The sequence below is a fragment of the Arthrobacter sp. 147(2020) genome (genome assembly GCF_013116715.1).
Classification (GTDB): Bacteria; Actinomycetota; Actinomycetes; order Actinomycetales; family Micrococcaceae; genus Arthrobacter_D.
The window spans coordinates 1-22,698 of record NZ_JABFOM010000002.1; the positions used below are offsets into that span (position 1 = coordinate 1).

Below are 22,698 nucleotides of genomic sequence, written 5' to 3' on the forward strand. Positions count from 1 at the left end.
CCCACCACCACACCCCCACCCACGGTTCCCGCAGAGGACCCTGAAGCGGTCTTCACCTTCGGCACCGCTGCCGACCCGATCGGCCTCGATCCGGCGCTGGTAGCCGACACCGAGTCCTACCGGGTCACCCGGCAGGTCCTGGAGGGCCTGGTGGGCATCGACCCGACGACGTCCGAACCTGTCCCCCTCCTCGCCGCCTCCTGGGATGAGCGGGACGATGGCCGGGCGTATGCCTTCAGCCTCCGTGAGGACGTCACGTTCCACGACGGTGAGCCGTTCAATGCGGAAGCCGTGTGCGCCAACTTCGAGCGGTGGTATTCGCTGCCCGAGGAGACCCGGGCCTTCGACAGCACCATCACCTTCGGCTCGGTGTTCAATGCCTACTCGGACCAGCCTGAGCTTTCCATCTACTCGTCGTGCCAGCCGCTCGGCGAATATGAGGTGCTCATTGCGTTGAACAGCCGGCTCACCGGGTTCATCCCGGCCCTCGCCATGCCGTCCTTCGCGATGTCCTCACCCAGGGCCCTGGAGGAACTCTCCGCCGATGACCTGTCCGAGGAGATCAATGGGACTGCCGTGTCGCAGTATTCGTTGAACCCGGTGGGCACCGGGCCCTACACGTTCGAAAGCTGGGAGCCGGGAGAGGTCCGCCTGTCCTCCTTCGAGGACTACTGGGGTGTCCGCGGGGAGATCGGCACCCTGGTGTTCACCACACTCCCCCTGGCCGATGAGCGGCTCGAGGCGCTGAACACCGGCCAGATCGACGGCTACGACTTCGTCACCGTGGACAACGCCGGAGACCTGGTCCGGGAGGGCCAGCAACTCCTGCAACGCGACCCCTACTCGGTCCTCTACCTCGGCATGAACCAGGACTTCCCCGGCGTCGACAGCCTCCTGTTCCGCCAGGCAGTGGCGCATGCCATCGACAAGCAGGCAGTCATTGCTGGCCGGTTCCTCGACGGGACGGCGCCCGCGGACCAGTTCACGCCACCGAAGCTCGCGGTCACGAACGACGACATCACCACCTACGAGTACGACGTCGAACTGGCCCGGGAACTACTCGAAGCCTCCGGCTACGACGGCGAGCCACTGCCGTTCCACTACCCCACCGATGTGTCGCGCCCGTACCTGCCTGAGCCCGAGGGTGTCTTCGCTGTCCTGCAGGAACAGCTGGAGGAAGCCGGATTCACCATCGAGCCGGTTCCCACCTCATGGGCGGATGGGTACCTCGAGACAGTGCAGAACGACGACGACCGCGCGTTCCACCTGCTGGGCTGGAGCGGAACGTATCAGGACCCCGACAACTTTGTTGGCCAGCTCTTCGGCGCAACCACCGACGAGTTCGCCTTCGAGGACAACCAGCTGTTCAGCAAAATTGACCGTGCCCGCACCCTGCCGAACGGGGAAGACCGGGTGGCCGCCTACCAGGACATCAGCGACCAGCTCGCCCGCCGTCTGCCGGCCGTCCCGCTGGCCTTCCCCATCTCGGTCCTGGCAGTCTCCGAACGGGTGACCAGCTACCCGGTCAGCCCTGTGATGAACGAGGTGTTCAACCTGATCGATCTGGCCGACGTCGACCTGGAGCCCGCCGGGAGCGACTGATGACCGTTACCCCGCCGAGCGGGCGGGCCCAATTACCCAAGGAACCCACCAGACGCTACGCTTCAAAGCTAAGCGCCCTTGCCACTGGAGATGAAGTTGACTGCTAAGAGCCAGGCGGGAATGCCCGCAGAGAACACCGACGTCGTCCTGATCGGCGGAGGAATCATGAGCGCCACACTGGGCGCGTTCCTCAAACAACTCCAGCCCGACTGGAGCATTTCGCTCTTCGAGCGCCTTGACCGTGCCGGCCTTGAAAGCTCCGACCCGTGGAACAACGCGGGCACCGGACACGCTGCCCTGTGCGAACTGAACTACACGCCTGCCGGCCCTGACGGAACCGTAGACCCGGCCAAGGCTGTCGCCATCAACGAGCAGTTCCAGGTCTCCCGGCAGTTCTGGGCGCACATGGTCGAGAACGGACACCTGGGCGATCCCTCCGGATTCATCAATCCCGTACCGCACATGAGCTTTGTCTGGGGCGAAAAGAACACCGCTTACCTGCGCAACCGTTACGAAGCCCTGCGGGCCCAGCCCCTGTTCGAAACGATCGAACACGCAGAGGACCCGTCAGCCATCGCCGACTGGGCCCCGCTGCTGATGAGCGGACGGCCCGAGGGCCAGCCCGTTGCCGCCTCACGGGTGGCCGGCGGAACCGACGTCGATTTCGGCTCCCTCACCCGCGGTCTCACCAGCTACCTCGACTCCAATGGTGTCGACCTGAACTACAACCACGACGTGGCCGACCTGTCCCGCGGCTCCCACGGCCGCTGGGAAGTCAAGGTGCGTAACCGTGCCACCGGCCAGGCGCGGACCGTCAACGCACGCTTCGTGTTCATCGGCGCAGGCGGCGGCGCCCTGCACCTGCTGCAACGGACCGGCATCCCCGAGGGCAAGGGCTTCGCGGGCTTCCCCGTCTCCGGGCAGTTCCTCAAGTGCGGTAACCCCGAGATCGTGAACCAGCACAACGCCAAGGTCTACGGCCAGGCGTCGGTCGGCGCACCCCCCATGTCGGTGCCCCACCTCGACACCCGGTACGTCAACGGCGAGCGGTCCCTGCTGTTCGGCCCCTACGCCGGATTCTCCACCAAGTTCCTCAAGCGCGGTTCATTCTTTGACCTGCCAGGATCCATCAGGACCTCAAACCTGGTGCCCATGCTGGCGGTCGCCAAGGACAACGTACCGCTGACGAAGTACCTGATCTCCGAGGTGCTGAAAAACCGGGACGCCAAGAACACCTACCTCAACGAGTTCATCCCCGACGCCGACGGCGACCAGTGGGACCTGATCACGGCGGGGCAGCGCGTGCAGATCATCAAGAAGGCACCCGGCAAGGGCGGAGTGCTGCAGTTCGGCACCGAGGTCATCACCGCTGCTGACGGTTCGGTCGGCGCACTGCTCGGGGCCTCCCCGGGGGCGTCGACGGCCGCCCCGATCATGCTCGAGATCCTCAAGCGCTGCTTCCCCGCGCAGTTGCCTGCCTGGGAACCGAAACTCAAGGACATGATCCCCGGCTACGGCGTGAAGCTCAACGAGAACAGCTCCCTCGCCGCAGACATCCTGGCCCGCACCGACCGGGTGCTGAAGCTCCAGTAACCACCGCCAGAGCCCTGACCGGCCGGCAGAAGTAGAAGGCACGGCACATGTTCCGTCTGGCTCAGCTCTCCCTGCGAAACCGTGCGCTGATTGCACTGATCACCATCCTGGCCTCGGTGTTCGGTGTGATCACGATGGGCTCCCTCAAGCAGGAACTCATCCCCTCGCTTGAGTTCCCACAGATCACCGTCCTGTCGTCCGTGCCGGGGGCCTCCCCCGAGTACCTCGACCAGCAGGTCAGCGAACCGCTCGAGACTGCCTTGAGCGGTGTGGAGGGGCTGGAATCGTCGTCGGCAACATCCCGGACCGGGGTGTCGACCATCAACCTGATGTTCGCCTACGGGACCGACCTCGACCGCGCCCGCGGCCAGGTCGACCGGGCGATCTCCACGGTCAGCCCGTTGCTGCCCGAAGACGTCACCCCGCAGTCGCTGGCCGGCAGCATCGCCGACCTGCCGATCGTCTTCATGGCCGTGTCCTCCGACCAGCCGCTGAGCGAACTGAACGGCGACCTCGCCCGGCTCACAGTGCCGCGGCTGCAGCAGCTGGAGGGCGTCCGGGCGGCGGAAGTCAGCGGTGGGGCCAACCAGTACATCTCGATCCTGCCCGATCAGCGGGATCTCGCCGCCAACGACCTCACGGTCGCGGACATCACCACTGCGCTCGAGAACAACGGGGAGCTCATCCCGGTGGGCACGCTGGAGGACGGCGACCGATCGCTCACCATCCAGGCCGGGAGTCCGATTGCCTCGCTGGATGACATCCGCGCCCTCCCGCTCCTACCCGACGGCGGATCCAGCGAAGCGGGCCAGACGCCACCGACCATCGGTTCGGTCGCCGAGGTAGCCGTCGCCGACGACGACGCCACCTCGGTCACCCGCACCAACGGCACCGAGACCCTGGCACTGACCGTGACGAAGATTCCGGACGGCGACACCGTCGCGATCTCCAACCTGGTGGAAGAACTCCTGCCGCAGCTGGAGGCAGAGCTGGGGAACAACGCCGAGATCACAGTGATCTTCGACCAGGCGCCCTTCATCGAACGCTCCATCAGCGACCTCACCACCGAGGGAATCCTGGGGCTCGGATTCGCCGTCGTCGTGATCCTGGTGTTCCTGTTGTCAGTGCGGTCCACGCTGGTGACCGCGATCTCGATCCCCCTGTCCCTGTTGATCACGTTCATCGGACTCTGGGTGACCGGGTACTCCCTGAACATCCTGACCCTGGGCGCCCTGACCATCGCCATCGGCCGGGTGGTGGACGACTCGATCGTCGTCATCGAGAACATCAAGCGGCACCTCAGCTACGGCGAAGACAAACGCGAGGCCATCCTGACGGCGGTCAGGGAGGTCGCCGGGGCCATTACCGCATCAACGCTGATCACCGTCGCCGTGTTCGCGCCGATTGCCTTTGTCGGTGACCTCGCCGGTGAACTGTTCAGGCCGTTCGCGCTGACCACGACGATCGCCCTGTTGGCGTCGCTCGCGGTTTCGCTCACCATTGTGCCGGTGCTGGCGTACTGGTTCCTGCCCGCTGCGACCCCGGGCGTGGACCCCGACCGGGTGCGCCAGGACGCGCACGAGGCAGAGCGCAAGTCCTGGTTGCAGCGCGGCTACCTACCGATCCTGGGCACCACCCAGCGGCACCCGGTGTGGACTCTCTCCGCCGGGGTGCTGGTCCTGGCCGGCACTGCGGCAATGATTCCCCTGCTGCAGACCAACCTGCTGGGAAACACCGGGCAAAACAGTTTCAGCATCAACCAGACCCTTGAGCCAGGATCCAGCCTGGACACCACCGTGGCAGCGGCTGGCCAGACCGAGGAGGTACTGGCCGGGTTCCCCGGGGTGGAACAGGTGCAGGTCACCGTCGGCAATGCGAACAGTGGGTTCGCCGCACGGCTGTCCGGTGGCACCTCGGTAGCGTCCTTCACCGTGATCACCGCCGAGGATGCCGACCAGGAGCAGCTGCAGAACGATGTCAGGGAGGAACTGGAGTCGCTGACCGGCGTCGGCACCTTCGCCCTGTCCGCGCAGCAGGGCGGCCTCGGCACCTCCAGCACGATCGACGTGAACATCACCGCCCCCGGCCCCGATGAGCTGCAGGCTGCCAGCGACGCCGTCCTGGACGCCATGCAGGGTCTCGACGGCGCCCGGGACGTGACCAGCAACTTGGCCGCGGCCCAGCCGCAGGTACAGATCAGTGTCGACCGGGCTGAGGCCGTCGCCGCTGGCCTCAGCGAGGGTCAGATCGCGGGCCTCCTCGGTGGCAGCATCAGCCCGATTCCCGGCGGCCAGGTACGCCTGGAAACCACTGACTACCCAGTCCTCATCGGCGAGGGCACCGAGGTGACCAGCCTCGAGCAGCTGCAGGATCTTCAGCTCCCCACCCCCGCGGGACCCATCCCGCTCACCTCCGTGGCTTCAGCCGTCGAGGTCGAGGTTCCGCTGTCCATCACCAGCGCCAACGGCGAGCGGACGGCCCAGGTGTCCATCACGCCGTCGGAACAGAACCTGGGTGCCCTCACCACTACGGTCACCGAGCGGCTGGACCAGGTGGATCTGCCCGCCGGGACGACCGCCACCCTGGGTGGCGCATCGGCAGAGCAGGCGGAATCCTTCGCGCAACTGTTCCTTGCCCTCTGGGCAGCTGTCGCCATCGTGTACGTGATCATGGTCGCCACCTTCAAATCGCTGATCCAGCCGCTGATCCTGCTGGTCTCGGTGCCGTTCGCCGCCACCGGTGCCATCGCCCTGCTCGTGATCACCCAGATTCCACTGGGCCTGCCATCACTGGTGGGCATGCTGATGCTGGTGGGGATTGTGGTGACCAACGCCGTCGTGCTCATTGACCTCATCAACCAGTACCGACGCCCGCACGACGGCTCCCCCGGCATGGGGCTCGAGGATGCGATTATCCAGGGAGCCCGGCAACGGCTCCGCCCAATCCTGATGACCGCATTGGCAACGATCTTCGCGCTCACGCCAATGGCACTCGGATTCACCGGTGAGGGCGGGTTCATCTCGCAGCCGCTCGCCGTCGTGGTGGTGGGCGGTCTGGTCTCCTCGACCACGCTGACACTGATCCTGGTGCCGGTGCTTTACCGGCTGGTGGAAGGGCGTCGGGAGTCGCGAGAGAAGTCGCGTCATCCCGAGCCAAGCGAGGCTCCACGGACCGGGCGGCACGCGCTCCCCCAGTAACCTGGCACGGGTCAGGGAACAAACTGCCGGATCCTCCAGTTGACGCTATAGTAGATGCACATGCATCTACTTGGAGGAGGAACCATGCAGATCGGCATTTTCACCGTGGGAGATGTGACAGTCGACCCCATGACGGGGACGGCACCCACCGAGCACGAGCGCATCAAGGCGATGGTCACCATCGCCAAGCATGCCGAGGATGTAGGCGTTGACGTGTTTGCGACCGGCGAGCATCACAACCGGCCGTTCGTGCCCAGCTCCCCCACCACCATGCTCGGCTACATCGCCGCGCAGACCGAACGCATCATCCTCTCCACCTCCACCACCTTGATCACCACCAACGATCCGGTGAAGATCGCCGAGGACTTCGCGATGCTGCAGCACCTCGCCGACGGCCGGGTGGACCTGATCCTCGGCCGTGGCAACACCGCACCGGTTTACCCCTGGTTCGGCAAGAACCAGCAGGACAGCGTTGAGCTCACCGTCGAGAACTACAACCTGCTGCGCCGCCTGTGGGACGAGGATGTGGTGAATTGGGAGGGCAAGCACCGGACCCCGCTGCGTAACTTCACGTCGACCCCGCGCCCGCTCGACGGCGTCGCCCCCTTCGTGTGGCACGGGTCGATTCGCACACCACAGGTCGCCGAGATCGCCGCCTACTACGGAGACGGGTTCTTCGCGAACAACATCTTCTGGCCGAAGGAGCACTACCAGCAGCTCATCACCCTGTACCGCGAGCGGTATGCGCACTACGGCCACGGCACGCCGGAGCAGGCGATCGTGGGGCTAGGCGGACAGTTCTTCATGCGCCGTAATTCCCAGGATGCCGTGCGGGAGTTCCGCCCGTACTTCGACAACGCACCGGTCTACGGGCATGGGCCCTCCCTCGAGGACTTCACGTCGCAGACACCCCTGACGGTCGGCAGCCCCCAGGAAGTCATCGAAAAAACCCTTACGTTCAGGGAGTTCTTCGGCGACTACCAGCGTCAGCTGTTCCTGGTGGATCACGCGGGGCTGCCGCTGAAGACCGTGCTTGAGCAACTGGACCTGCTGGGTTCAGAGGTGCTCCCCGTCCTTCGCCAGGAGTTCGCCAAGCGCACCCCGGAGAATATCCCGGCCCCTCCAACCTTCCAGAACAGGCTCCAGGCACTGTCCGAGGCCCACAGTGCCTGAGTCAACGGGGACGGAAACCACAGTGCCTGAAACCAGAGTGCCTGAAACAGCTGTATCGGACACCACCGGACCGGAAACCACAGGACCGGCGATCCGACTGACGGCTGAAGCCTGGGAATCGCTGTTCCGGGCCCAGGTTGCGGTCATGCGGCAGCTTCGCAACGATCCGTCGTTCAAGAAGCTGGCCATCGGTGAGTATGACGTGCTGTTCAACCTCAGCCGCTGCCCCACCGGCTGGACCCGGCTCAACGAACTCAACCGCCAGCTGCTGATCTCCCAGCCCAGCCTCAGCCGCATGGCGGAGCGACTAGAGGGCAAGGGCCTGATCCAGCGGAAGCCAGCACCCGATGACCAGCGTGGTGTGATGGTGGGACTGACTGATTCGGGCAAGGAACTGCAGAGAGAGATCGGCGCGGCGCACGTCAGAGTGATTCATTCGCTGCTCGGCCCGATCCTTGGCACCGAGGAGCTGGAACAACTGCTGAGCCTGACCCGGCGGATCCGCGAGGGTGTCGACGACCCGGAGCGCGCCGACTACTGAAGCTGGACGAGCTTCTCCGGCTGATCGATGGGGAGTGAGTCCACCACCGCTGTCACTTCCATTGAGGAGAGCTGCAGGCTTCCTCCGACAGTGGAGAGGAACGCCGTGTCCGAGGCGTCCCGGCCGGTGGAAATGCGCAGCAGCGATTCGCGGGGTGCCAGCCCCGTGGCGTCGACAACGTGCCACGCATCATCCACCCATGCTTCCGCCACGGCGTGGAAGTCCATGGGGCTGAGCCCCGGCGCATACACGGCGGCCAGGCGCGCGGGGACGTCCTTGGCGCGCAGCAGCGAGATCACCAGGTGCGCGTAGTCACGGCACACGCCGCGGCGGCCCAGCAGGGTTTCCACCGCCCCGTCGGTGGGCCGGGAGGAGCCGGAGACGTACGCCAGCTCCTTGCCCACCCATTCCCGCACGGCGCCCAGCAGTTCGGTGCCGCTCAGGGATCCAAATTCGGCGTACGACGTCGGTAGCAGCCGGTCGGACTCGCAGTAGCGGCTGGGGCGCACATAGCGGATCAGATCAGCCTCCGAGACGTCCTCGGGGGTCGCGAACCCGGTGACCGTGGCCCGGTAGTCCAGCACGATGCTCGCCTCGCCGTCCACCTTGAGGGTGTGCAGGCGGCCGCCATGAATGTCAGCGAGTTCCCCGGGAATGACCGGCTGGTCGTTCACCGTGATCAACAGGTCCTCCTCAAAGCTGGTGTACCCCTCGTTGCGCACGGCAGCCAGGGCGAAAACGAGTGAGGACGCCGAGCGGGTCTGGGCGGTCAAACGGGCAGTCACGGATCGCTGCATGAGGGTACTCCTGATCAAGGGTGGGGATGCCAGTGCACGGGAAGGCCGGATACGGACTCTATGCTGAAAGCTATCACCACCGTAGAACAAGGAAGGCTCCTTAGTGAATTCCACTCCTCAGCTCCAGACCCGCGACCTCGACGGTCGCACAGTGGTGATCACCGGAGCCAACAGTGGCCTCGGCTTGCAGACAGCCATCGCCCTGGCCCGACGGGGCGCCCGGGTCACCTTGGCCTGCCGCAGCGAGTCCCGTGGCGCGCAGGCGCTCGAGACAGTTCGCTCACGGGTTCCCGGTGCGTCCGCCGAACTGAGGATCCTCGATCTTGCGTCGCTGGCCTCGGTGCGGCGCTTCGCCGAGGACTGGACCGAGCCGCTGGACCTGCTGATCAACAACGCCGGGGTGATGGCGACACCACGGACCGTCACCGAGGATGGCTTCGAGCAGCAATTCGGCATCAACCATCTGGGTCACTTCGCCCTCACCGGCCTCCTGTTGGAGCGGTTGCGGGCGGCCGAGTCGCCGCGGGTGGTGTCGGTGTCCAGCCTGGCCCACAAGCGTGGTTCCATTAACTTCGACGACCTGAACTCGACCGTCAGGTATCGCCGGTGGACTGCCTACAGCCAGAGCAAGATCGCCAATCTGTACTTCACCATGGAGCTGGATCGCCGGGTCAGGGCAACCGGTGAGCAACTGCTGGCGGTCGCTGCGCATCCGGGCCTGTCCAACACCAACCTCACCGCCGGCATGGGGACCACCCCGGTGCTCGACGTGCTGGGCGGATTCTTCAAACTGTTCGGCCAGTCCGACATCGCTGGTGCGTTGCCCATCCTCCGGGCAGCCACCGCCCCACTGGCCAGCGGCGGCGACTACTCGGGACCGGATGGACCCGGGGAGACCCGGGGCGACGCGGTCCTCGTGGCACCGGAGCCGAAGGTCCTAGACCCAGAGGTGGCGGGCAGGCTGTGGGAGTTCAGCGCCGCGATGACCGGGGTCACGTTCCCCAATCTGCCGGCGGCCTGAGACCCCAGCGCTACTGGGCCACCTCGAGCGAGGCGATCATCCGGCGCACCGCAGAGAACTGGTCGGAGTCGAAGAACTCCTCGGCGTCCGCGATGGTGTCGAACGACGCCGTCCGGGATCCTACCTGTTCGGGCGTTAAGGCCGTGAAAGAGATCGCGTCCCCGAAGGAGTAGAGCCCCACGTGTTCGGGACCCTGAACCGTGTTGTACAGCTCGCAGGCCGCGCCGTCGGCACCCCCCACCACGTCGGTCACCCCGAACGAGCTGAAGAACCGGTAGCCCTCAATCAGCCGCACCACCAGCCGCGGGTCGATTGACTGCTCAGCCTCGGCGGTGGACGGCAGGTCCACCGGCTGGCTGAGGATTACCGTGTAGGGGCTGGCGTTGTCCGGATCGCAGTCCTGCTCCACGGGCGTGATTCCGGTGTGCAACTCTGCCATCGGGTCGCCGTCGGCGTTATCGACGGCGAAGTGGATCGACTCGGGCTCAAAACCGTCACCCGGATCCTCGATCGGCTCGACGGTCCAATCTGGCGGTAGTTCGAAGCTCACGAGGGCTGCCGGGTCGGTGAAGACCTGCCAGTCGTCGTCGGGCGCCGGACGGGGGGCGACTGTCGGCACTGGCTCCTGCTCGGCGGTCGCTTCCGGGGCGGCGGAGCTGGCGTCCGACGACGGTGCAGCGGACTGCACTGGCCGGTCCCCGATCTCGACGCCGGTGCAGCCCGAGACCGTCAGCGAGGCGGCCAGCAGTAACGCACCGGCTGACACCACCCGCGTGGTTGACCGTGATCGACTCATCTGTGTGTCCTTTGGTGTCGGAGGTCAGGGCCTGTGATCCGAGTCTACCCAGTCACGTCCCTTCAGTGAGGCACCTCACCCGAGGGGCCATCCGCCCCGGCCGCCGTGGAGAATTACCCCTATGACCCCCGACCCCTCACTTACCTCGGCAGCTTTCCCGACAGCGCTGGGTCCGGTGCGCGTCCGCATCTCCAGGACTGCCGGTGTGGACGCTCCACCATGGGTTCTGCTGCACGGTGCCGCTGGTTCGTGGCGGACATTCAGGGAACTGCAGGCGGCCCGGAATTTCCCAACCGACGTCGACACCGTGGTGATCGACCTGCCCGGGTGGGGTGACTCTCCGGGCATCGGAGGATTCACCATCGAGGCGCAGGCCGCGGCGGTGGTGGAGGTTCTCACGCGGGCGGGATACCGGCAGTGGCGGCTTTTCGGGCACTCCATGGGCGCTGTGCCGGCGCTCGAGGTCGCGACCGTTGAGCCGGACCGGACCCTCACGGTGGTGGTGCTCTCTCCGACAGCGCTGGTCGCGGCACAGGCCCTTCGCCACCCCTGGCGGAACCTTTACCCGATGGGACCGCTGCTCGGGATGAAGACCATTATGAGGTTTCTTGAACTCACCGGGCAGCTGGGACCGCCGCTGGTGGCGATGGTGCGCCGCCTTGGGTTGCTCCGGCTGGTGTTGCGGCCATTCGTGGTCAGTCCCTCGGCCCTGACTGGGCCGGTGGTCACCGCTCTCGCCACCGACGCCCGACCAGCCGCGTTTGCGGTAGCGGCGGAGGCGCTGGAGCACTTCGACTTCGCCCACTGGAAGGCGGCCGGCGGCACCCAGGTATTGTTGCGGGGCGAACGGGATGTCTTCACTCCGGCCGCGGAGATGGACGAACTGGCACGGCTGCTCCCCCGTGCCCGGGCGCAGGTGCTGGCGGGTACCGGACATTTCGCCCACATCGAGGACCCGGAAGCCGTGGCATGGATCCTGGCGAACACACCAGCCCGGGACATCGAAGATGCGACGAGCTAGCCGGGGCGGGACCACGGTTAGCTGGGGCGGCTGCTAGAAAGGCTCACCGCGGGAAGGACCCGGCTCCTGGAGGGAAGCGGCGACGGCGTTCCCTCGGCGTTCCCGTGACCAGAGGAGCAGGACCACCGCTGCACCCCCGAGAGCGGCCAGCAGCGGAGCCAGCCAGTCGCCGTCGGGCGCCAGAAGTACACTGTTGTCCTGCCAGGGCCACAGCGCCCGGAGCGAACCGAGGATCAGGCCGGTGGCAACCAGTAGGACCGCCCGCCGGTGCACCCGCAAGAGGTACGCGAGAAGCTGGACAATCGAGGCCAGCCCCAGGACGGCGCCACCGGCGAAGAGAGCCAGGTAACCAAAATCCCGTTCGCTCACTGCCTCGAGAGTGGGTTCGTACATGCCGAAAGTCAGCAGGATGAAGGAGCCGGACAGACCCGGCAGGGCCAGGGCACACACCGCGGCAGCACCGCTCAGCACCAGGACCCACCACGCGGGCTCCTGCACCTGCAGAGCGGGCAGGCCCAGTAGCCAGAACGCGGCACCCGCCACGAGCAACACGACCACCGGACCGCCCACCAGGGTGGCCCGGGTGATTGGTCCCGCATCCAGAGCCATCGAGATGGGCACCAGCAGGCTGGCCGTCACCATCCCGAGGAACAGTGCACTCGAGATGGTCGGCTGGCCCTCGACGAAAGCGTGCAGGGGGCCGGACAGCGTGAACAGGGCGAAGAACATACCGATAACCAACGGCACGACGAGCGCCCATTCGACGCCAGAGAGGTGATGGGCCGCGCTGCGGCCCTGGCGCCTGAGGGTGAATCGGATGACGCCGCGGATCAGGTGGTTGGCCGAGGAGATCAGCCGGTCGAAGATGCCCAGGACCAGCGCGACGGTGCCGCCGGAGACCCCCGGCACCAGTTCGACGATCCCGATCAGCGCACCACGGATCACGTGGGCAAGGCTGGACCGGACAGAGGGAGCGGGCTTCACGGGGGTGGGGGCTGAAGAAGTCACCCTTTTAACTGTAGTATGCCGGAACTGGCGGGTCCTGCCAGATTACGCCGGGCGCCCCAATCCCCTGACGGTGGCAACAGCCGCAGTCACGGCCCGCGCGGCGAGGGCCATGTCGCGTTCGGTGGTGGCAGACGTCCAGGAGAAGCGTACGGCGGTCTGAGCGGTTTCCCGGTCGATACCCAGGGCCAGCAGGACGGCGGAAGGTTCGTCGCTGCCCGCGGCGCAGGCTGAGCCGCTGGAACACACGACGCCTCGCCGTTCCAGTTCCAGGAGGACTGACTCGCCGCTGGTGCCGGGGAAGCAGAACGATGCAAGGTTGGGCAGGCATTGTCCCCGGTCCCCGGTCAGGATCGCTCCCGGGACCGTGTCCAGCACGTGTCTGATCAGGTAGTCCCGCTGAGTTGTCGCGGCTACGACGGCCTCGTCCCGCTCCCCCTGCGCGCGGCCAAGCGCGACGGCGAACCCCACGGCTCCTGCGACATTCTCGGTTCCTGACCGGCGTCCGCGCTCCTGCCCGCCACCGTGAATCAGTGGTTCCAGCGGAATCCGGGACCTGACATACAGCAGGCCGGTCCCCTTGGGTGCCCCCAGCTTGTGGCCGGACAGCGTGAGAGCGTCGACGCCCAGGTCCGCGACACTGAGCGGCAGCCAGCCCCCAGCCTGCACCGCGTCCGTGTGGAAGGGCACGCCGGCCGCTGCGCACCGGTCGGCGAGCGCCCTGATGTTCTGGACCGTGCCCACCTCGTTGTTCGCGTACATGATGGAACAGCAGGTGGTGCCGGGGGTCAGTGCGTCGCTCAGGCCGTCGGGGTCGACGAGCCCGGTGGCGGAGACCGGGAGCACGGTGATCCTGAAGCCGTGGAGACGGTGCAGGTAGTCGAGGGTTTCCAGGACAGCGGGATGCTCGATGGCGCTGGTGACGATGTGCCGGTCGCCGGGCGAGGCGAGCGCAATGCCTTTCAGGGCAAGGTTGTTGGCTTCGGTCCCACCCGAGGTGAAGGTGAGTTCACCGGGGCGGCACCCCAGGACCCGCGCGGCGCTCTTCCGGGCATTACTCAACGCAGTGGCGGCCGTCTCGCCCGGACCGTGGTGACTGGAGGGGTTGCCGAACTCCGAGGTCAACAGAGGCCACATTGCCTCCAGGACTTCCTGGCGGACCGGTGCGGTGGCGGCGGCATCCAGGTAAATCACCGGGCGCCACCTGGGACGTCATGGTCCCGGTCCAGGTCGAGATCGAGTCCCAGGTCGAGATCGAGTCCCAGATCGAGGGCGTGGACGCTGTGGGTCAGTGCCCCGGAGGAGATGATGTCCACCCCGGTGTGGGCGATCGCGCCGACGGTGTCGAGCCGGACGTTGCCGCTGGCTTCAACCAGTGCACGCCCTGCCACGCGTTGCACTCCCTCGGCCAACTCGGCCAGCGAGAAGTTGTCGAGCATGATTGTGTCCACCCCCGCGGCGAGCACGGGCTCGATCTGGTCGATCCGGTCCACCTCCACCTCGAAATGGATGGTGTGGGGAAGCCGGGACTTCGCTGCCCTGAGCGCCTCGGTCAACCCGATGGCGCCGCCGCGGGTCAGGAGGGCCAGGTGGTTGTCCTTGGCCATCACGGCGTCGGACAGGCTGAACCGGTGGTTGAAGCCTCCCCCGCAGCGGACCGCGTACCGTTCCAGCACCCGCAGCCCGGGGGTGGTTTTGCGGGTATCGACGATTCGGGCGCGGGTACCCTCCACCTCGGCGACGAATCGGGCGGTGAGAGTGGCGATACCGCTGAGCCGTTGCGCCAGGTTCAGCGCCACCCGTTCGGCCCGCAGCAGTGACCGCGCGGGTCCCGACAGGACGGCCAGGACGGCGCCCTCGTCGAAGGGCTCCCCATCCGCGACCAGGAACCGCACGCTGGCGCGCTGGTCGGTCAGTCGTAGCGCTGCCTCAATGACCTGCTGGCCACAGAAGACTCCCGCCTCCCGGGCGACGATCGAGGCTTCGGCGGAGGCCGACGGGGGGATCAGGGTCTCCGACGTGATGTCGCCCCAGGGCGCGTCTTCGGCGAGCGCTGCGGCTACGATGGGGTCGACGTCGGGCGTTGCCGGCTGACCGGTCGGCTGGTTCATGGGTGTGACCTTCGGAAGGCGGTGGAGTGTGGTGCGCTGCCGGGGACGGCGCGGCCCGGGAAATCGGTGCGGTAGTGGGCGCCGAGGGACTCTTCCCGCGCGGCAGCGGCATGGACCAGCAACCGGGCAGACGTCAGCAGGTTGCCGGTCTCGCGCTCCTCAGGAGAACCGGTCGCACCGGCGAACTGGTCGAGCTGTTTGGCGGCGACCTGCAGGCCGGCCGCGCTGCGCGTCACCGCTGCGTGGTCACTCATGAGCTGCTGCAGGGTGCGGCGGTCGCAGACCTCCCTGCGTTCGCCGTCGGGAAACCTGAGCCCTGTCGCGGCGAACCTGGGCCAGCCAGGGGTCAGGGCGTGGGAGGTCACCGCTTGGGAGGTGATCGCGGCAACAGCCCGGCCCGCGAAGACAAGGCCCTCCAGCAATGAGTTCGACGCCAGGCGGTTGGCGCCGTGGACTCCCGTGCATGCGGCCTCGCCGATCGCGTAGAGCCCCGGGAGCGAAGTCCTCCCCCAGAGGTCGGTCTGGATTCCGCCCATCCAGTAGTGGGCGGCTGGGATTACCGGCAGCGGGTCGACCGCCCAGTCAAAGCCATGGGCGGCGGTGTGCCGGTGCAGGGACGGGAACCGGCTGGCGAGGAAATCCGCCCCCAGCCCGGTGGCGTCGAGGTACACCCGGTCCTCACCGCGGTCCCGAAGGTGCAGGGCAATGCTCCGGGAAATGACATCCCGCGGCGCCAGCTCGGCTGCCGGGTGATAGGTGCTCATGAAACGGTTCCCCGACGCGTCCCGCAGCACCGCACCCTCGCCGCGGACTGCTTCCGAAATCAGCAGGTTGCCGGGGACATCGAGGGCAGTGGGATGAAACTGGAAGAACTCGAGGTCCTTGACGACGGCACCGGCACGCCAGGCGGCGGCGAGCCCATCACCGGTGGCCACCAAAGGGTTGGTGTTGTGGGCGAACAGTTGCCCCGCTCCCCCGGTGGCGAGCACCACCGCGTCGGCGTCGACGGTGATCGGTTCACCCTCCCGAAGGAGGAGCGCGCCGCGTACCGACTGCTCCGCAGCCCCCTCGGTGAGCAGATCGGCGAGGAAACAGTGGTCCAGCACCTCGATTCCGGGGTTGTGCAGGACCGCAGCAATGAGCGCCCGGGCGACGGCGGCCCCCGTGGCGTCACCGCCAGCGTGCAGGATGCGGGACGCTGAGTGGGCGGCCTCCCGGCCGAGGGCCAGCTCACCAGCAGGAGTGCGGTCGAAGGGTGTACCGAGGTCCAGGAGAGCCGCTATGTGGTCGGCGGCCCCAGAACACAGGGCCTGAACCGCATCCGGCACGCAGGCCCCGCCGCCGGCTGCCAGGGTGTCGGCAATGTGGTCGGCAACCGAGTCCTGGCCCACTGCAGGATTCGGAAGCACCGCGGCGATCCCGCCCTGTGCGTGCCAGGTGTTGCTGTGCTCCAGCTCTCCCTTGGTGGCAAGGATGACCGCCGTACGGGGGCTGGACCGTTGCAGGCAGAGTGCGGCGTACAGACCGGCGATACCGCTGCCGACCACAAGGACACGCCCCAGCGGTGCAGCGGTCATGGCTGCACGGCGAGCATACGCTCAAGTGCCACCCGGGACGGGACCGTCACGGATTCATCGACGGTGATCTGATTCAGGACCTTCCCGTTGACCAGTGCCTCAAGGACCCAGGCCAGATAGCCGGGGTGGATCCGGTACATGGTGGAGCAGGGGCAGATCACCGGGTCCAGGCAAAAGATGGTGTGTTCGGGGTGCTGGGCAGCGAGCCGGTTGACCATGTTGATTTCGGTGCCGACGGCGAAGGTGGTGCCCGGTGCGGCGGCTTCGATTGCCTTGCGGATGTAGTCGGTGGAGCCGGCCTCGTCGGCTGCGTCCACCACTTCCATGGGGCATTCTGGGTGCACGATCACCCGGACGCCAGGGAATTCGGCCCGGGCCTTGTCGATCTGGTTCACCGAGAACCTCTTGTGTACGGAGCAGAAGCCGTGCCACAGGATGACTTTCGCGTCCTGCAGGGTGGCCTCCTGGTTACCGCCGAGCGGCTTGCGCGGGTTCCACAGGGGCATCTGTTCCAGCGGCACACCCATGGCTTTGGCTGTGTTCCGGCCGAGGTGCTGGTCGGGGAAGAACAGGACACGCTGCCCGCGCTCGAACGCCCATTCAAGAACTGCAGCCGCGTTCGAGGAGGTGCAGACAATACCGCCGTTCCGCCCGCAGAACCCCTTGAGCGCGGCCGATGAGTTCATATAGGTGACAGGGATGACCGGGACCCGCCCGTCGGCGTCGGGCTCGGTCCCGAACAACTCCGCCAGGTCCTCCCAGCAATCGGTCACGGAGTCGATATCGGCCATATCGGCCATCGAGCAGCCGGCCGCGAGGTTCGGAAGGATGACCGCCTGCTCAGGCTGGGAGAGCATGTCGGCAGTCTCGGCCATGAAGTGGACGCCGCAGAAGATGATCGCTTCCGCAGCTGTCTTCTCGGTGGCGGCGCGCGCCAGCTGGTAGGAATCTCCCACGAAGTCGGCGTACCTGACCACTTCATCGCGCTGGTAGAAGTGACCGAGAATGACTGCCCGGTCCCCCAGCGTGGCCTTCGCGGACAGGATCCGCGCGTCCAGCTCCGCGTCGGTGGCGAGGCGGTACTCCTCGGGCAACTCCCCTTGCCGTGGCGTGGTGGCCGGAGCCCTGTCACCCATCGAGGCGCCGGGCCCATAGGTGGGTGCCACCTCCCGGTCAACCGTCCATGGGTCCTTAGCGAGGGCGGGCGAGCAGGTGGTAGCGCGCCCGGTCAATGCTTGTTCACGCGACATTGCTTGTTCACGGGTCACAAGCTCGATGGCGGTGGCGACACTGGTCATGGGAGGCTCCTGGAAATCTAGTCAGTGGGGGCGGTGCGGGACGTGCTGGAGGTAGTGGAGGCAGGCGTCGGGGCGGCCTGGGTGCCGAGGGTGCCGGCGGTCCCCGTGTAGCGGTACAGCCGGGGCGGCCGGTGGCGGACTCCCTGCAGGTACTCGTCGGTGGGCGTGATGTCCGGGGTGGCGCGGAGTTGACGACGGAAGTTCGCCGGATCCAGGTGCCGGTCCAGCACCGCCTCGTAGACCTCCCGGACCTGCGCCAGCGTGAAGGTTTCGCCGAGGAAGTGGTAGGCGATCGACCCGTACTCCATCTTGCTGCGCAACCGCCAGAGCGCGTAGTCAACGATTGAGTTGTGGTCGAACGCGAGGTCCTCCAGCTTGTCCGCCCGGAACCATCTCACGTTCTCGGACTCCTGGGTGAGCGCCGCCTCGTCGGGCTGGACCAGCGCCCAGTAGACGATCGAGACGAGACGTTGCGTGGCCGCCCGGTCGAGCCCACCGAACGCGTACAGCTGTTCCAGATAGTTGGGCACCAGTCCAGTGGTTTCCTTCAGGTTGCGGGATGCTGCGTCCTGAAGTGATTCGATCTGGGCGAGCGGACCGCCGGGCAATGCCCACTTGCCCAGATGCGGTTGCCTGATCCGGCGGACGAGCGGTAGCCAGAGGGTGGGGCGGCCCGATGTCACACTGGGTCGGAGGGCGAAGATCACTGTGGAAATGGCCAGTGCGGGAGGCTGCAGCTGCCGCTCGGAGACGTTCGCCGCATCCGTATAGGTCACACCTCCATACATTGGTTCCCCTCGATCCTGCGCCGAATGCATTGCTGCCGGTGCCGCTGCATGATTTCCATCCCGACTTAATGTCAGAGTGACTATAACTAATTTTAGCGGCAAATAGCCGGTTCTCCAACCCGCCCGTTTTAGTGCCCACGCCGGGACAGCGGAGTGAGAGGAGGGCCGGGGCGTTTAGCCCGTCGCGTCTTGGTCCGCAGCAGCCCGCATCAGCGGAAGGGTGCGCCCCTCGAAGTGGGTGTTGAGCACAATGACAGTCGACGAGCGCACGACAGTCCGCGTGGCGATGATGGCGTCGATCACTCGCTGGAGATCCGAATTGGACCGCGCTGCCACCTTGGCGAGCAGGTCACTCTCCCCCGACACAGTGTGCACCTCCTGGATTTCGGGGATCTTCGCAAGCGCCGTGGAGACGGCATCGTGTCCGGAATCCTGGTGGATGATCAGTGAGCAGTACGCCACCACCGGGTAGCCAAGGCTGCGCGGCTCGATCCGCGGACCCCAGCCGGCAATCACACCGTCGCGCTGCATCCGGTCCAGACGCGCCTGAATGGTCGCCCGGGCAACTGACAGACGCCGCGACGCCTCCAGCACGCTCATTCGCGGATCATCAGTGAATAGCTCAGCGATACGGGAGTCGAGCGGGTCAATGGACATGTGCTACCTCTCGGACACGCCGGGGATCGGCCCGTGTTGTGTCACAGTGGATTAGTGACTACTGTCACAGTCATTGGTCTAACGACCAAGCGGCAGGGGTGGGTTCGACGGCGCACGTGCTCCTGTCGCTTTTTTTGTGTCGGTCGATTTCCAGTCTAACGAACACTTTGTGCAGTGATCACCGGAAACCCTCACCGATTCTCTACATAGTGCTCAGGTTCTTATACACAGATTGCAGTGACCACTCCGAAGACGTACCGTCACTGCAGCAGAGTGATCCCCATCATAAGGACGGCAATGAATTCCACGCCCACCCCTCCCCAGGAGGAACTGACGAAGCTCTACGAGTTACTGGTCAGAGTGCGTCAGCTGGACATTGCTGCCGTACGCTGGCAGCGGCAGGGCATCATCCCCGGTTACGCTCCGCTGCTGGGGCAGGAGGCTGCCCAGGTGGGTAGCGGCTACGCCGTCGACACCGCCCGCGATTTGGTTTTCCCCACCTATCGTGAAATGGGCGTCGCCCGGGCCATGAACGTTGACATGGTTCAGTACATGGCCACCCACAAGGCAACCTGGCATGGCGGCCTCTATGACCCCGCTGCCACCCACCTGGCCCCGATCCAGGCAGTCGTCGCGGGCTCGGTCTTGCACGCCGTCGGGTGGGCCCACGGACAGACCCTGGCCCAGCACGAGCCGGTTCACGGCGCCGGGACCGGTGTCGCCCTCACCTACTTCGGCGACGGCGCCAGTTCCCAGGGCGACGTCCACGAGGCGATGAACTTTGCCGCAGTGATGAAGGCGCCGGTGGTCTTCTTTGTACAGAACAATGGCTGGGCCATCTCCGTCCCCACCGCCGCGCAGGTGGCCGGCGGCGCCGTTGCCGCCCGCGCCGCGGGTTACGGAATGCCGTCGATCGCAGTGGACGGGAACGACGTCGTCAGCGTCCTCGCTGCCACCCGGCAGGCCATCGGGCACTGCCGCGCCGGCAACGGGCCGATGCTGATCGAAGCCACTACGTATCGCCTGGGCCCCCACTCCACCAGCGACGATCCAGGCCGGTACCGCTCCCTCGCCGATGAGCAGGCCGCACGCAGCCTCGACCCTGTGCAACGGTGCGCGGACCTGCTCCGCACCGCCTACGGGACCGGTGACGACTACTTCGAGTCGGTCTTCGCCGACGCCGAGGCGGAAGCCGAGCGCGTCCGCGAGGGCCTTGAATCCCTCGCGCCGCGACCCGGTGCCGACATGTTCAGATACGTCTTCCAGGAGACCACCCCGGCACTGCAGCACCAGGAAACCACCTGGCGAGAGGAATCAGAGCGTGTCTGAGCAGACAGCAGAGATCACGGCACCGGATCTGGCTGGGACCGGGTCCCACCTGGAGCACCTCTCCATGCAGCAGGCCCTGAACCGGGCGCTTGCCGAATCGCTCGAAGAAAACACCAAAACCCTCATCTTCGGTGAGGACGTCGGGCAGCTGGGCGGCGTCTTCCGGATCACCGACGGACTGCAGCAGCGGTTCGGCGCAGACCGGGTGTTCGACACCCCCCTGGCAGAGTCGGGCATCCTCGGCATGTCAGTCGGTCTGGCCATGGCGGGGTTCCATCCCATCCCCGAGGTACAGTTCGACGGATTCGCCTACCCGGCCGTGAACCAGATTGTCTGCCAGATCGGCCGGATGAATTACCGCAGCCGCGGCACCCTCCCGATGCCCATCACGTTGCGCGTCCCCAGCTTCGGCGGAATCCGTGCACCCGAACACCACGGGGAAAGCCTGGAGAGCCTCTTCGCCCACGTGCCCGGGTTGAAAGTGGTCTCGCCGGCTGATCCGCACCAGGCCTACCACCTGCTCAAGCACGCCATCCGGCGGCCCGACCCCGTGATCTTCATGGAACCGAAGGCCAGGTACTGGCAGAAGGGTCCGGTCGACACAGCCGACGGTGGCACGCTTGAGGGAGCGCGGGTGGCGCGTCTCGGGCGGCACGTCACGCTCATCGCGTGGGGCGCCATGGTGGCTCGCTGCCTGCAGGTCGCCGAGCTCGCCGCCGAGGACGGAATCGACGTCGAGGTTCTCGACCTGCGCTGGCTGAAACCGATCGACACCGCAGCCCTGGCCGCCTCGGTGACCAGGACCCGGCGGGCCGTCGTCGTGCATGAAGCGCCACGCACCAGCGGGTTGGGTGCCGAAATCGCTGCGCTGGTGACCGAGGAGTGTTTCAATGTCCTGAAGGCACCGGTGGAACGGGTGACAGGATTCGACGTTCCCTACCCCTCCGGTGATCTGGAAGACGAGTACGTGCCGAACATCGACCGGATCCTGTTCGGCATTCAACGAGTATTGGAGCATCGTCGTGGCTGAACTTTCGTTTCCGCTACCCGACCTGGGTGAGGGCCTCATCGAGGCAACCGTGCTGGAATGGCTGGTGGCCGTGGGTGACACCGTCGAGCGCAACCAGCCCCTGGTCGAGGTGGAGACCACTAAATCCGCGGTGGAGCTCCCCTCGCCGCAGGCCGGCGTCGTGGTGAGGGTTCACGGTGAGCCGGGCGAGACGGTATTGGTCGGCGACCCACTGATCGTGTTTGAGGTCCCCGACAATACGGCAGGCATCGTCGGAACGGTTCCGCAGGAGCAGGCACCCAAACGGCGGGTGCGCCTGAGCCCCATCGACGACGACGACTAGACGCTTCTCACCTGAGGGAGATCGACATGGGACGGCACCGGGACCACCTGGTAGAGGGCATTGACCCGCACTTGTTCGTTGAGGAACACAGCCCGGCGCAGGAGTCGGCCTCCCGGCCGGTGCTGCTGCTGCACGGGTTTGCCTCCTCAACGAAACTGAACTGGCAGGACACCGGCTGGATTCGGGCACTGACCGAGGCGGGGCGCCGGGTAATTACCGTTGACCTACCCGGTCACGGCAACAGCGCCTCCCCCGAGGAGCGCGACGCATACGCGCCCAGCCGCATCCGGGCAGATCTTCTGCAGCTCCTGCAGGACTTCCACGTCATTCCACTCGATGACGCCACGCCGGGCAGCGGAGTGGACATCATCGGCTACTCCCTCGGCTCGCGCCTGGCCTGGGAATTCGGCGCCACCCAGCCCGAGCTGGTGCATCGCATGGTGCTGGGCGGTCCCGGATCGGCCGATCCGCTGGCCGACTTCGACCTCGCCGCCGCACAGCGGCACCTCACCGACGGCACACCGGTGGAGGACGCCTCGACAGCCGACCTGCTGCGGATGGCACGGATGGTGCCGTCCCACGACGTGTTTGCGTTGCTGACCATGGTCGAGGCCATCAAGGGCGAGCCCTTCACTGCCGCGGAGGCCGTCCCCCACATGCCGCTACTGCTGGTCGCCGGGGAAAACGACGACCGGGCAGCCACCATGCCCGACCTCGCCGCTCTCAGCGACAGGACGGAGACGCTCTGGCTCCCCGGCCGCACCCACACCAACGCCATCACCTCGCGGGCCTTCAAGAAGGCGGCAATCGACTTCCTCAACGCGTAGGCGGTGCCGGAAG

General features: G+C 66.4%; 20 protein-coding genes. 11 read left to right on the forward strand and 9 right to left on the reverse strand.

Annotated elements, in window-relative coordinates; all coding sequences use genetic code 11:
- The 5 genes from HMI58_RS02230 to HMI58_RS02250 all read left to right on the forward strand — a co-directional run.
- Positions 1-1,602 (forward strand): ABC transporter substrate-binding protein (locus tag HMI58_RS02230; RefSeq protein ID WP_171618009.1); only part of this gene is annotated, 1,602 nt, incomplete at its 5' end.
- Positions 1,603-1,692: 90 nt separating this feature from the next.
- On the forward strand, positions 1,693-3,195 hold the full coding sequence (locus tag HMI58_RS02235; RefSeq protein ID WP_171618010.1) for a malate:quinone oxidoreductase: 1,503 nt from the start codon (positions 1,693-1,695) through the stop codon (positions 3,193-3,195).
- 47 nt (positions 3,196-3,242) lie between these two features.
- Positions 3,243-6,392 carry an efflux RND transporter permease subunit gene (locus HMI58_RS02240; protein ID WP_171618011.1) on the forward strand — a complete coding sequence of 1,050 codons (3,150 nt, stop codon included), beginning with the start codon at positions 3,243-3,245 and terminating at the stop codon, positions 6,390-6,392.
- Positions 6,393-6,476: 84 nt separating this feature from the next.
- Positions 6,477-7,565, forward strand: coding sequence for an LLM class flavin-dependent oxidoreductase (locus HMI58_RS02245; RefSeq protein ID WP_171618012.1), 1,089 nt, complete (start codon positions 6,477-6,479; stop codon positions 7,563-7,565).
- A gap of 37 nt (positions 7,566-7,602) precedes the next feature.
- Positions 7,603-8,106, forward strand: coding sequence for a MarR family winged helix-turn-helix transcriptional regulator (locus tag HMI58_RS02250; RefSeq protein ID WP_345890608.1), 504 nt, complete (start codon positions 7,603-7,605; stop codon positions 8,104-8,106).
- Here HMI58_RS02250 and HMI58_RS02255 read toward each other — a convergent pair.
- Positions 8,100-8,903: a transglutaminase family protein gene (locus HMI58_RS02255; RefSeq protein ID WP_171618014.1), complete on the reverse strand. Its 804-nt coding sequence runs from the start codon at positions 8,901-8,903 to the stop codon at positions 8,100-8,102. The genes HMI58_RS02250 and HMI58_RS02255 overlap by 7 nt on opposite strands.
- A 103-nt stretch (positions 8,904-9,006) precedes the next feature.
- Here HMI58_RS02255 and HMI58_RS02260 point away from each other — a divergent pair, with 103 nt between their 5' ends.
- The gene (locus HMI58_RS02260; RefSeq protein WP_171618015.1) at positions 9,007-9,924 is read left to right on the forward strand and encodes an oxidoreductase; all 918 of its coding nucleotides are present in this window, start codon (positions 9,007-9,009) and stop codon (positions 9,922-9,924) included.
- A 10-nt stretch (positions 9,925-9,934) separates the two neighbouring features.
- Here HMI58_RS02260 and HMI58_RS02265 read toward each other — a convergent pair whose 3' ends face one another.
- Complete coding sequence (locus HMI58_RS02265) at positions 9,935-10,720, reverse strand: hypothetical protein (protein WP_171618016.1); 786 nt, start codon at positions 10,718-10,720, stop codon at positions 9,935-9,937.
- 121 nt (positions 10,721-10,841) lie between these two features.
- Between HMI58_RS02265 and HMI58_RS02270 the strand changes: the two genes are divergently transcribed.
- Positions 10,842-11,741, forward strand: coding sequence for an alpha/beta hydrolase (locus tag HMI58_RS02270; protein ID WP_171618017.1), 900 nt, complete (start codon positions 10,842-10,844; stop codon positions 11,739-11,741).
- Between the two features lie 33 nt (positions 11,742-11,774).
- Here the strand turns inward: HMI58_RS02270 and HMI58_RS02275 are convergent, their stop codons facing one another.
- The 7 genes from HMI58_RS02275 to HMI58_RS02305 form a co-directional block, all read right to left on the reverse strand.
- Positions 11,775-12,749, reverse strand: a complete 975-nt coding sequence (locus HMI58_RS02275) for a DUF368 domain-containing protein (protein ID WP_318779212.1) — start codon at positions 12,747-12,749, stop codon at positions 11,775-11,777.
- 42 nt (positions 12,750-12,791) lie between these two features.
- On the reverse strand, positions 12,792-13,940 hold the full coding sequence (locus HMI58_RS02280) for a cysteine desulfurase family protein (protein ID WP_171618018.1): 1,149 nt from the start codon (positions 13,938-13,940) through the stop codon (positions 12,792-12,794).
- Positions 13,937-14,857, reverse strand: a complete 921-nt coding sequence (nadC, locus tag HMI58_RS02285; RefSeq protein ID WP_171618019.1) for a carboxylating nicotinate-nucleotide diphosphorylase — start codon at positions 14,855-14,857, stop codon at positions 13,937-13,939. Before nadC ends, HMI58_RS02280 begins: the two co-directional genes overlap by 4 nt.
- Positions 14,854-16,434 carry an L-aspartate oxidase gene (gene nadB, locus HMI58_RS02290; RefSeq protein ID WP_171618020.1) on the reverse strand — a complete coding sequence of 527 codons (1,581 nt, stop codon included), beginning with the start codon at positions 16,432-16,434 and terminating at the stop codon, positions 14,854-14,856. The genes nadC and nadB overlap by 4 nt, the downstream gene beginning before the upstream one ends.
- Positions 16,431-17,732 carry a quinolinate synthase NadA gene (gene nadA / locus HMI58_RS02295; RefSeq protein ID WP_171618021.1) on the reverse strand — a complete coding sequence of 434 codons (1,302 nt, stop codon included), beginning with the start codon at positions 17,730-17,732 and terminating at the stop codon, positions 16,431-16,433. Before nadA ends, nadB begins: the two co-directional genes overlap by 4 nt.
- 17 nt (positions 17,733-17,749) lie before the next feature.
- A complete protein-coding gene (locus HMI58_RS02300) occupies positions 17,750-18,520 on the reverse strand; it encodes an NUDIX hydrolase (RefSeq protein WP_171618022.1) in 771 nt (256 codons plus the stop codon).
- Positions 18,521-18,694: 174 nt separating this feature from the next.
- Entirely contained in the window at positions 18,695-19,177 is a 483-nt protein-coding gene (locus HMI58_RS02305; protein ID WP_171618023.1) for an Lrp/AsnC family transcriptional regulator, read from the reverse strand.
- A gap of 297 nt (positions 19,178-19,474) precedes the next feature.
- Between HMI58_RS02305 and HMI58_RS02310 the strand changes: the two genes are divergently transcribed.
- From HMI58_RS02310 to HMI58_RS02325, 4 genes are all read left to right on the forward strand, one after another.
- A complete protein-coding gene (locus HMI58_RS02310) occupies positions 19,475-20,506 on the forward strand; it encodes a thiamine pyrophosphate-dependent enzyme (RefSeq protein WP_171618024.1) in 1,032 nt (343 codons plus the stop codon).
- Between the two features lie 64 nt (positions 20,507-20,570).
- Complete coding sequence (locus tag HMI58_RS02315) at positions 20,571-21,536, forward strand: alpha-ketoacid dehydrogenase subunit beta (protein WP_225668085.1); 966 nt, start codon at positions 20,571-20,573, stop codon at positions 21,534-21,536.
- Positions 21,529-21,858, forward strand: a complete 330-nt coding sequence (locus HMI58_RS02320) for a biotin/lipoyl-containing protein (RefSeq protein ID WP_171618025.1) — start codon at positions 21,529-21,531, stop codon at positions 21,856-21,858. The genes HMI58_RS02315 and HMI58_RS02320 overlap by 8 nt, the downstream gene beginning before the upstream one ends.
- Before the next feature lie 26 nt (positions 21,859-21,884).
- A complete protein-coding gene (locus HMI58_RS02325; protein ID WP_171618026.1) occupies positions 21,885-22,685 on the forward strand; it encodes an alpha/beta fold hydrolase in 801 nt (266 codons plus the stop codon).
- Positions 22,686-22,698: the final 13 nt, after the last annotated feature.

Bases quoted from the DNA above. Each gene is read 5' to 3' on its own strand.
- HMI58_RS02265 (WP_171618016.1), bottom strand. From the start codon at position 10,720: ATGAGTCGATCACGGTCAACCACGCGGGTGGTGTCAGCCGGTGCGTTA.
- HMI58_RS02235 (WP_171618010.1), top strand. From the start codon at position 1,693: ATGAAGTTGACTGCTAAGAGCCAGGCGGGAATGCCCGCAGAGAACACC.
- HMI58_RS02300 (WP_171618022.1), bottom strand. From the start codon at position 18,520: ATGTATGGAGGTGTGACCTATACGGATGCGGCGAACGTCTCCGAGCGG.
- HMI58_RS02325 (WP_171618026.1), top strand. From the start codon at position 21,885: ATGGGACGGCACCGGGACCACCTGGTAGAGGGCATTGACCCGCACTTG.
- HMI58_RS02305 (WP_171618023.1), bottom strand. From the start codon at position 19,177: ATGTCCATTGACCCGCTCGACTCCCGTATCGCTGAGCTATTCACTGAT.
- HMI58_RS02245 (WP_171618012.1), top strand. From the start codon at position 6,477: ATGCAGATCGGCATTTTCACCGTGGGAGATGTGACAGTCGACCCCATG.
- HMI58_RS02240 (WP_171618011.1), top strand. From the start codon at position 3,243: ATGTTCCGTCTGGCTCAGCTCTCCCTGCGAAACCGTGCGCTGATTGCA.
- nadB (WP_171618020.1), bottom strand. From the start codon at position 16,434: ATGACCGCTGCACCGCTGGGGCGTGTCCTTGTGGTCGGCAGCGGTATC.
- nadC (WP_171618019.1), bottom strand. From the start codon at position 14,857: ATGAACCAGCCGACCGGTCAGCCGGCAACGCCCGACGTCGACCCCATC.
- nadA (WP_171618021.1), bottom strand. From the start codon at position 17,732: ATGACCAGTGTCGCCACCGCCATCGAGCTTGTGACCCGTGAACAAGCA.
- HMI58_RS02255 (WP_171618014.1), bottom strand. From the start codon at position 8,903: ATGCAGCGATCCGTGACTGCCCGTTTGACCGCCCAGACCCGCTCGGCG.
- HMI58_RS02310 (WP_171618024.1), top strand. From the start codon at position 19,475: ATGAATTCCACGCCCACCCCTCCCCAGGAGGAACTGACGAAGCTCTAC.
- HMI58_RS02270 (WP_171618017.1), top strand. From the start codon at position 10,842: ATGACCCCCGACCCCTCACTTACCTCGGCAGCTTTCCCGACAGCGCTG.
- HMI58_RS02315 (WP_225668085.1), top strand. From the start codon at position 20,571: ATGCAGCAGGCCCTGAACCGGGCGCTTGCCGAATCGCTCGAAGAAAAC.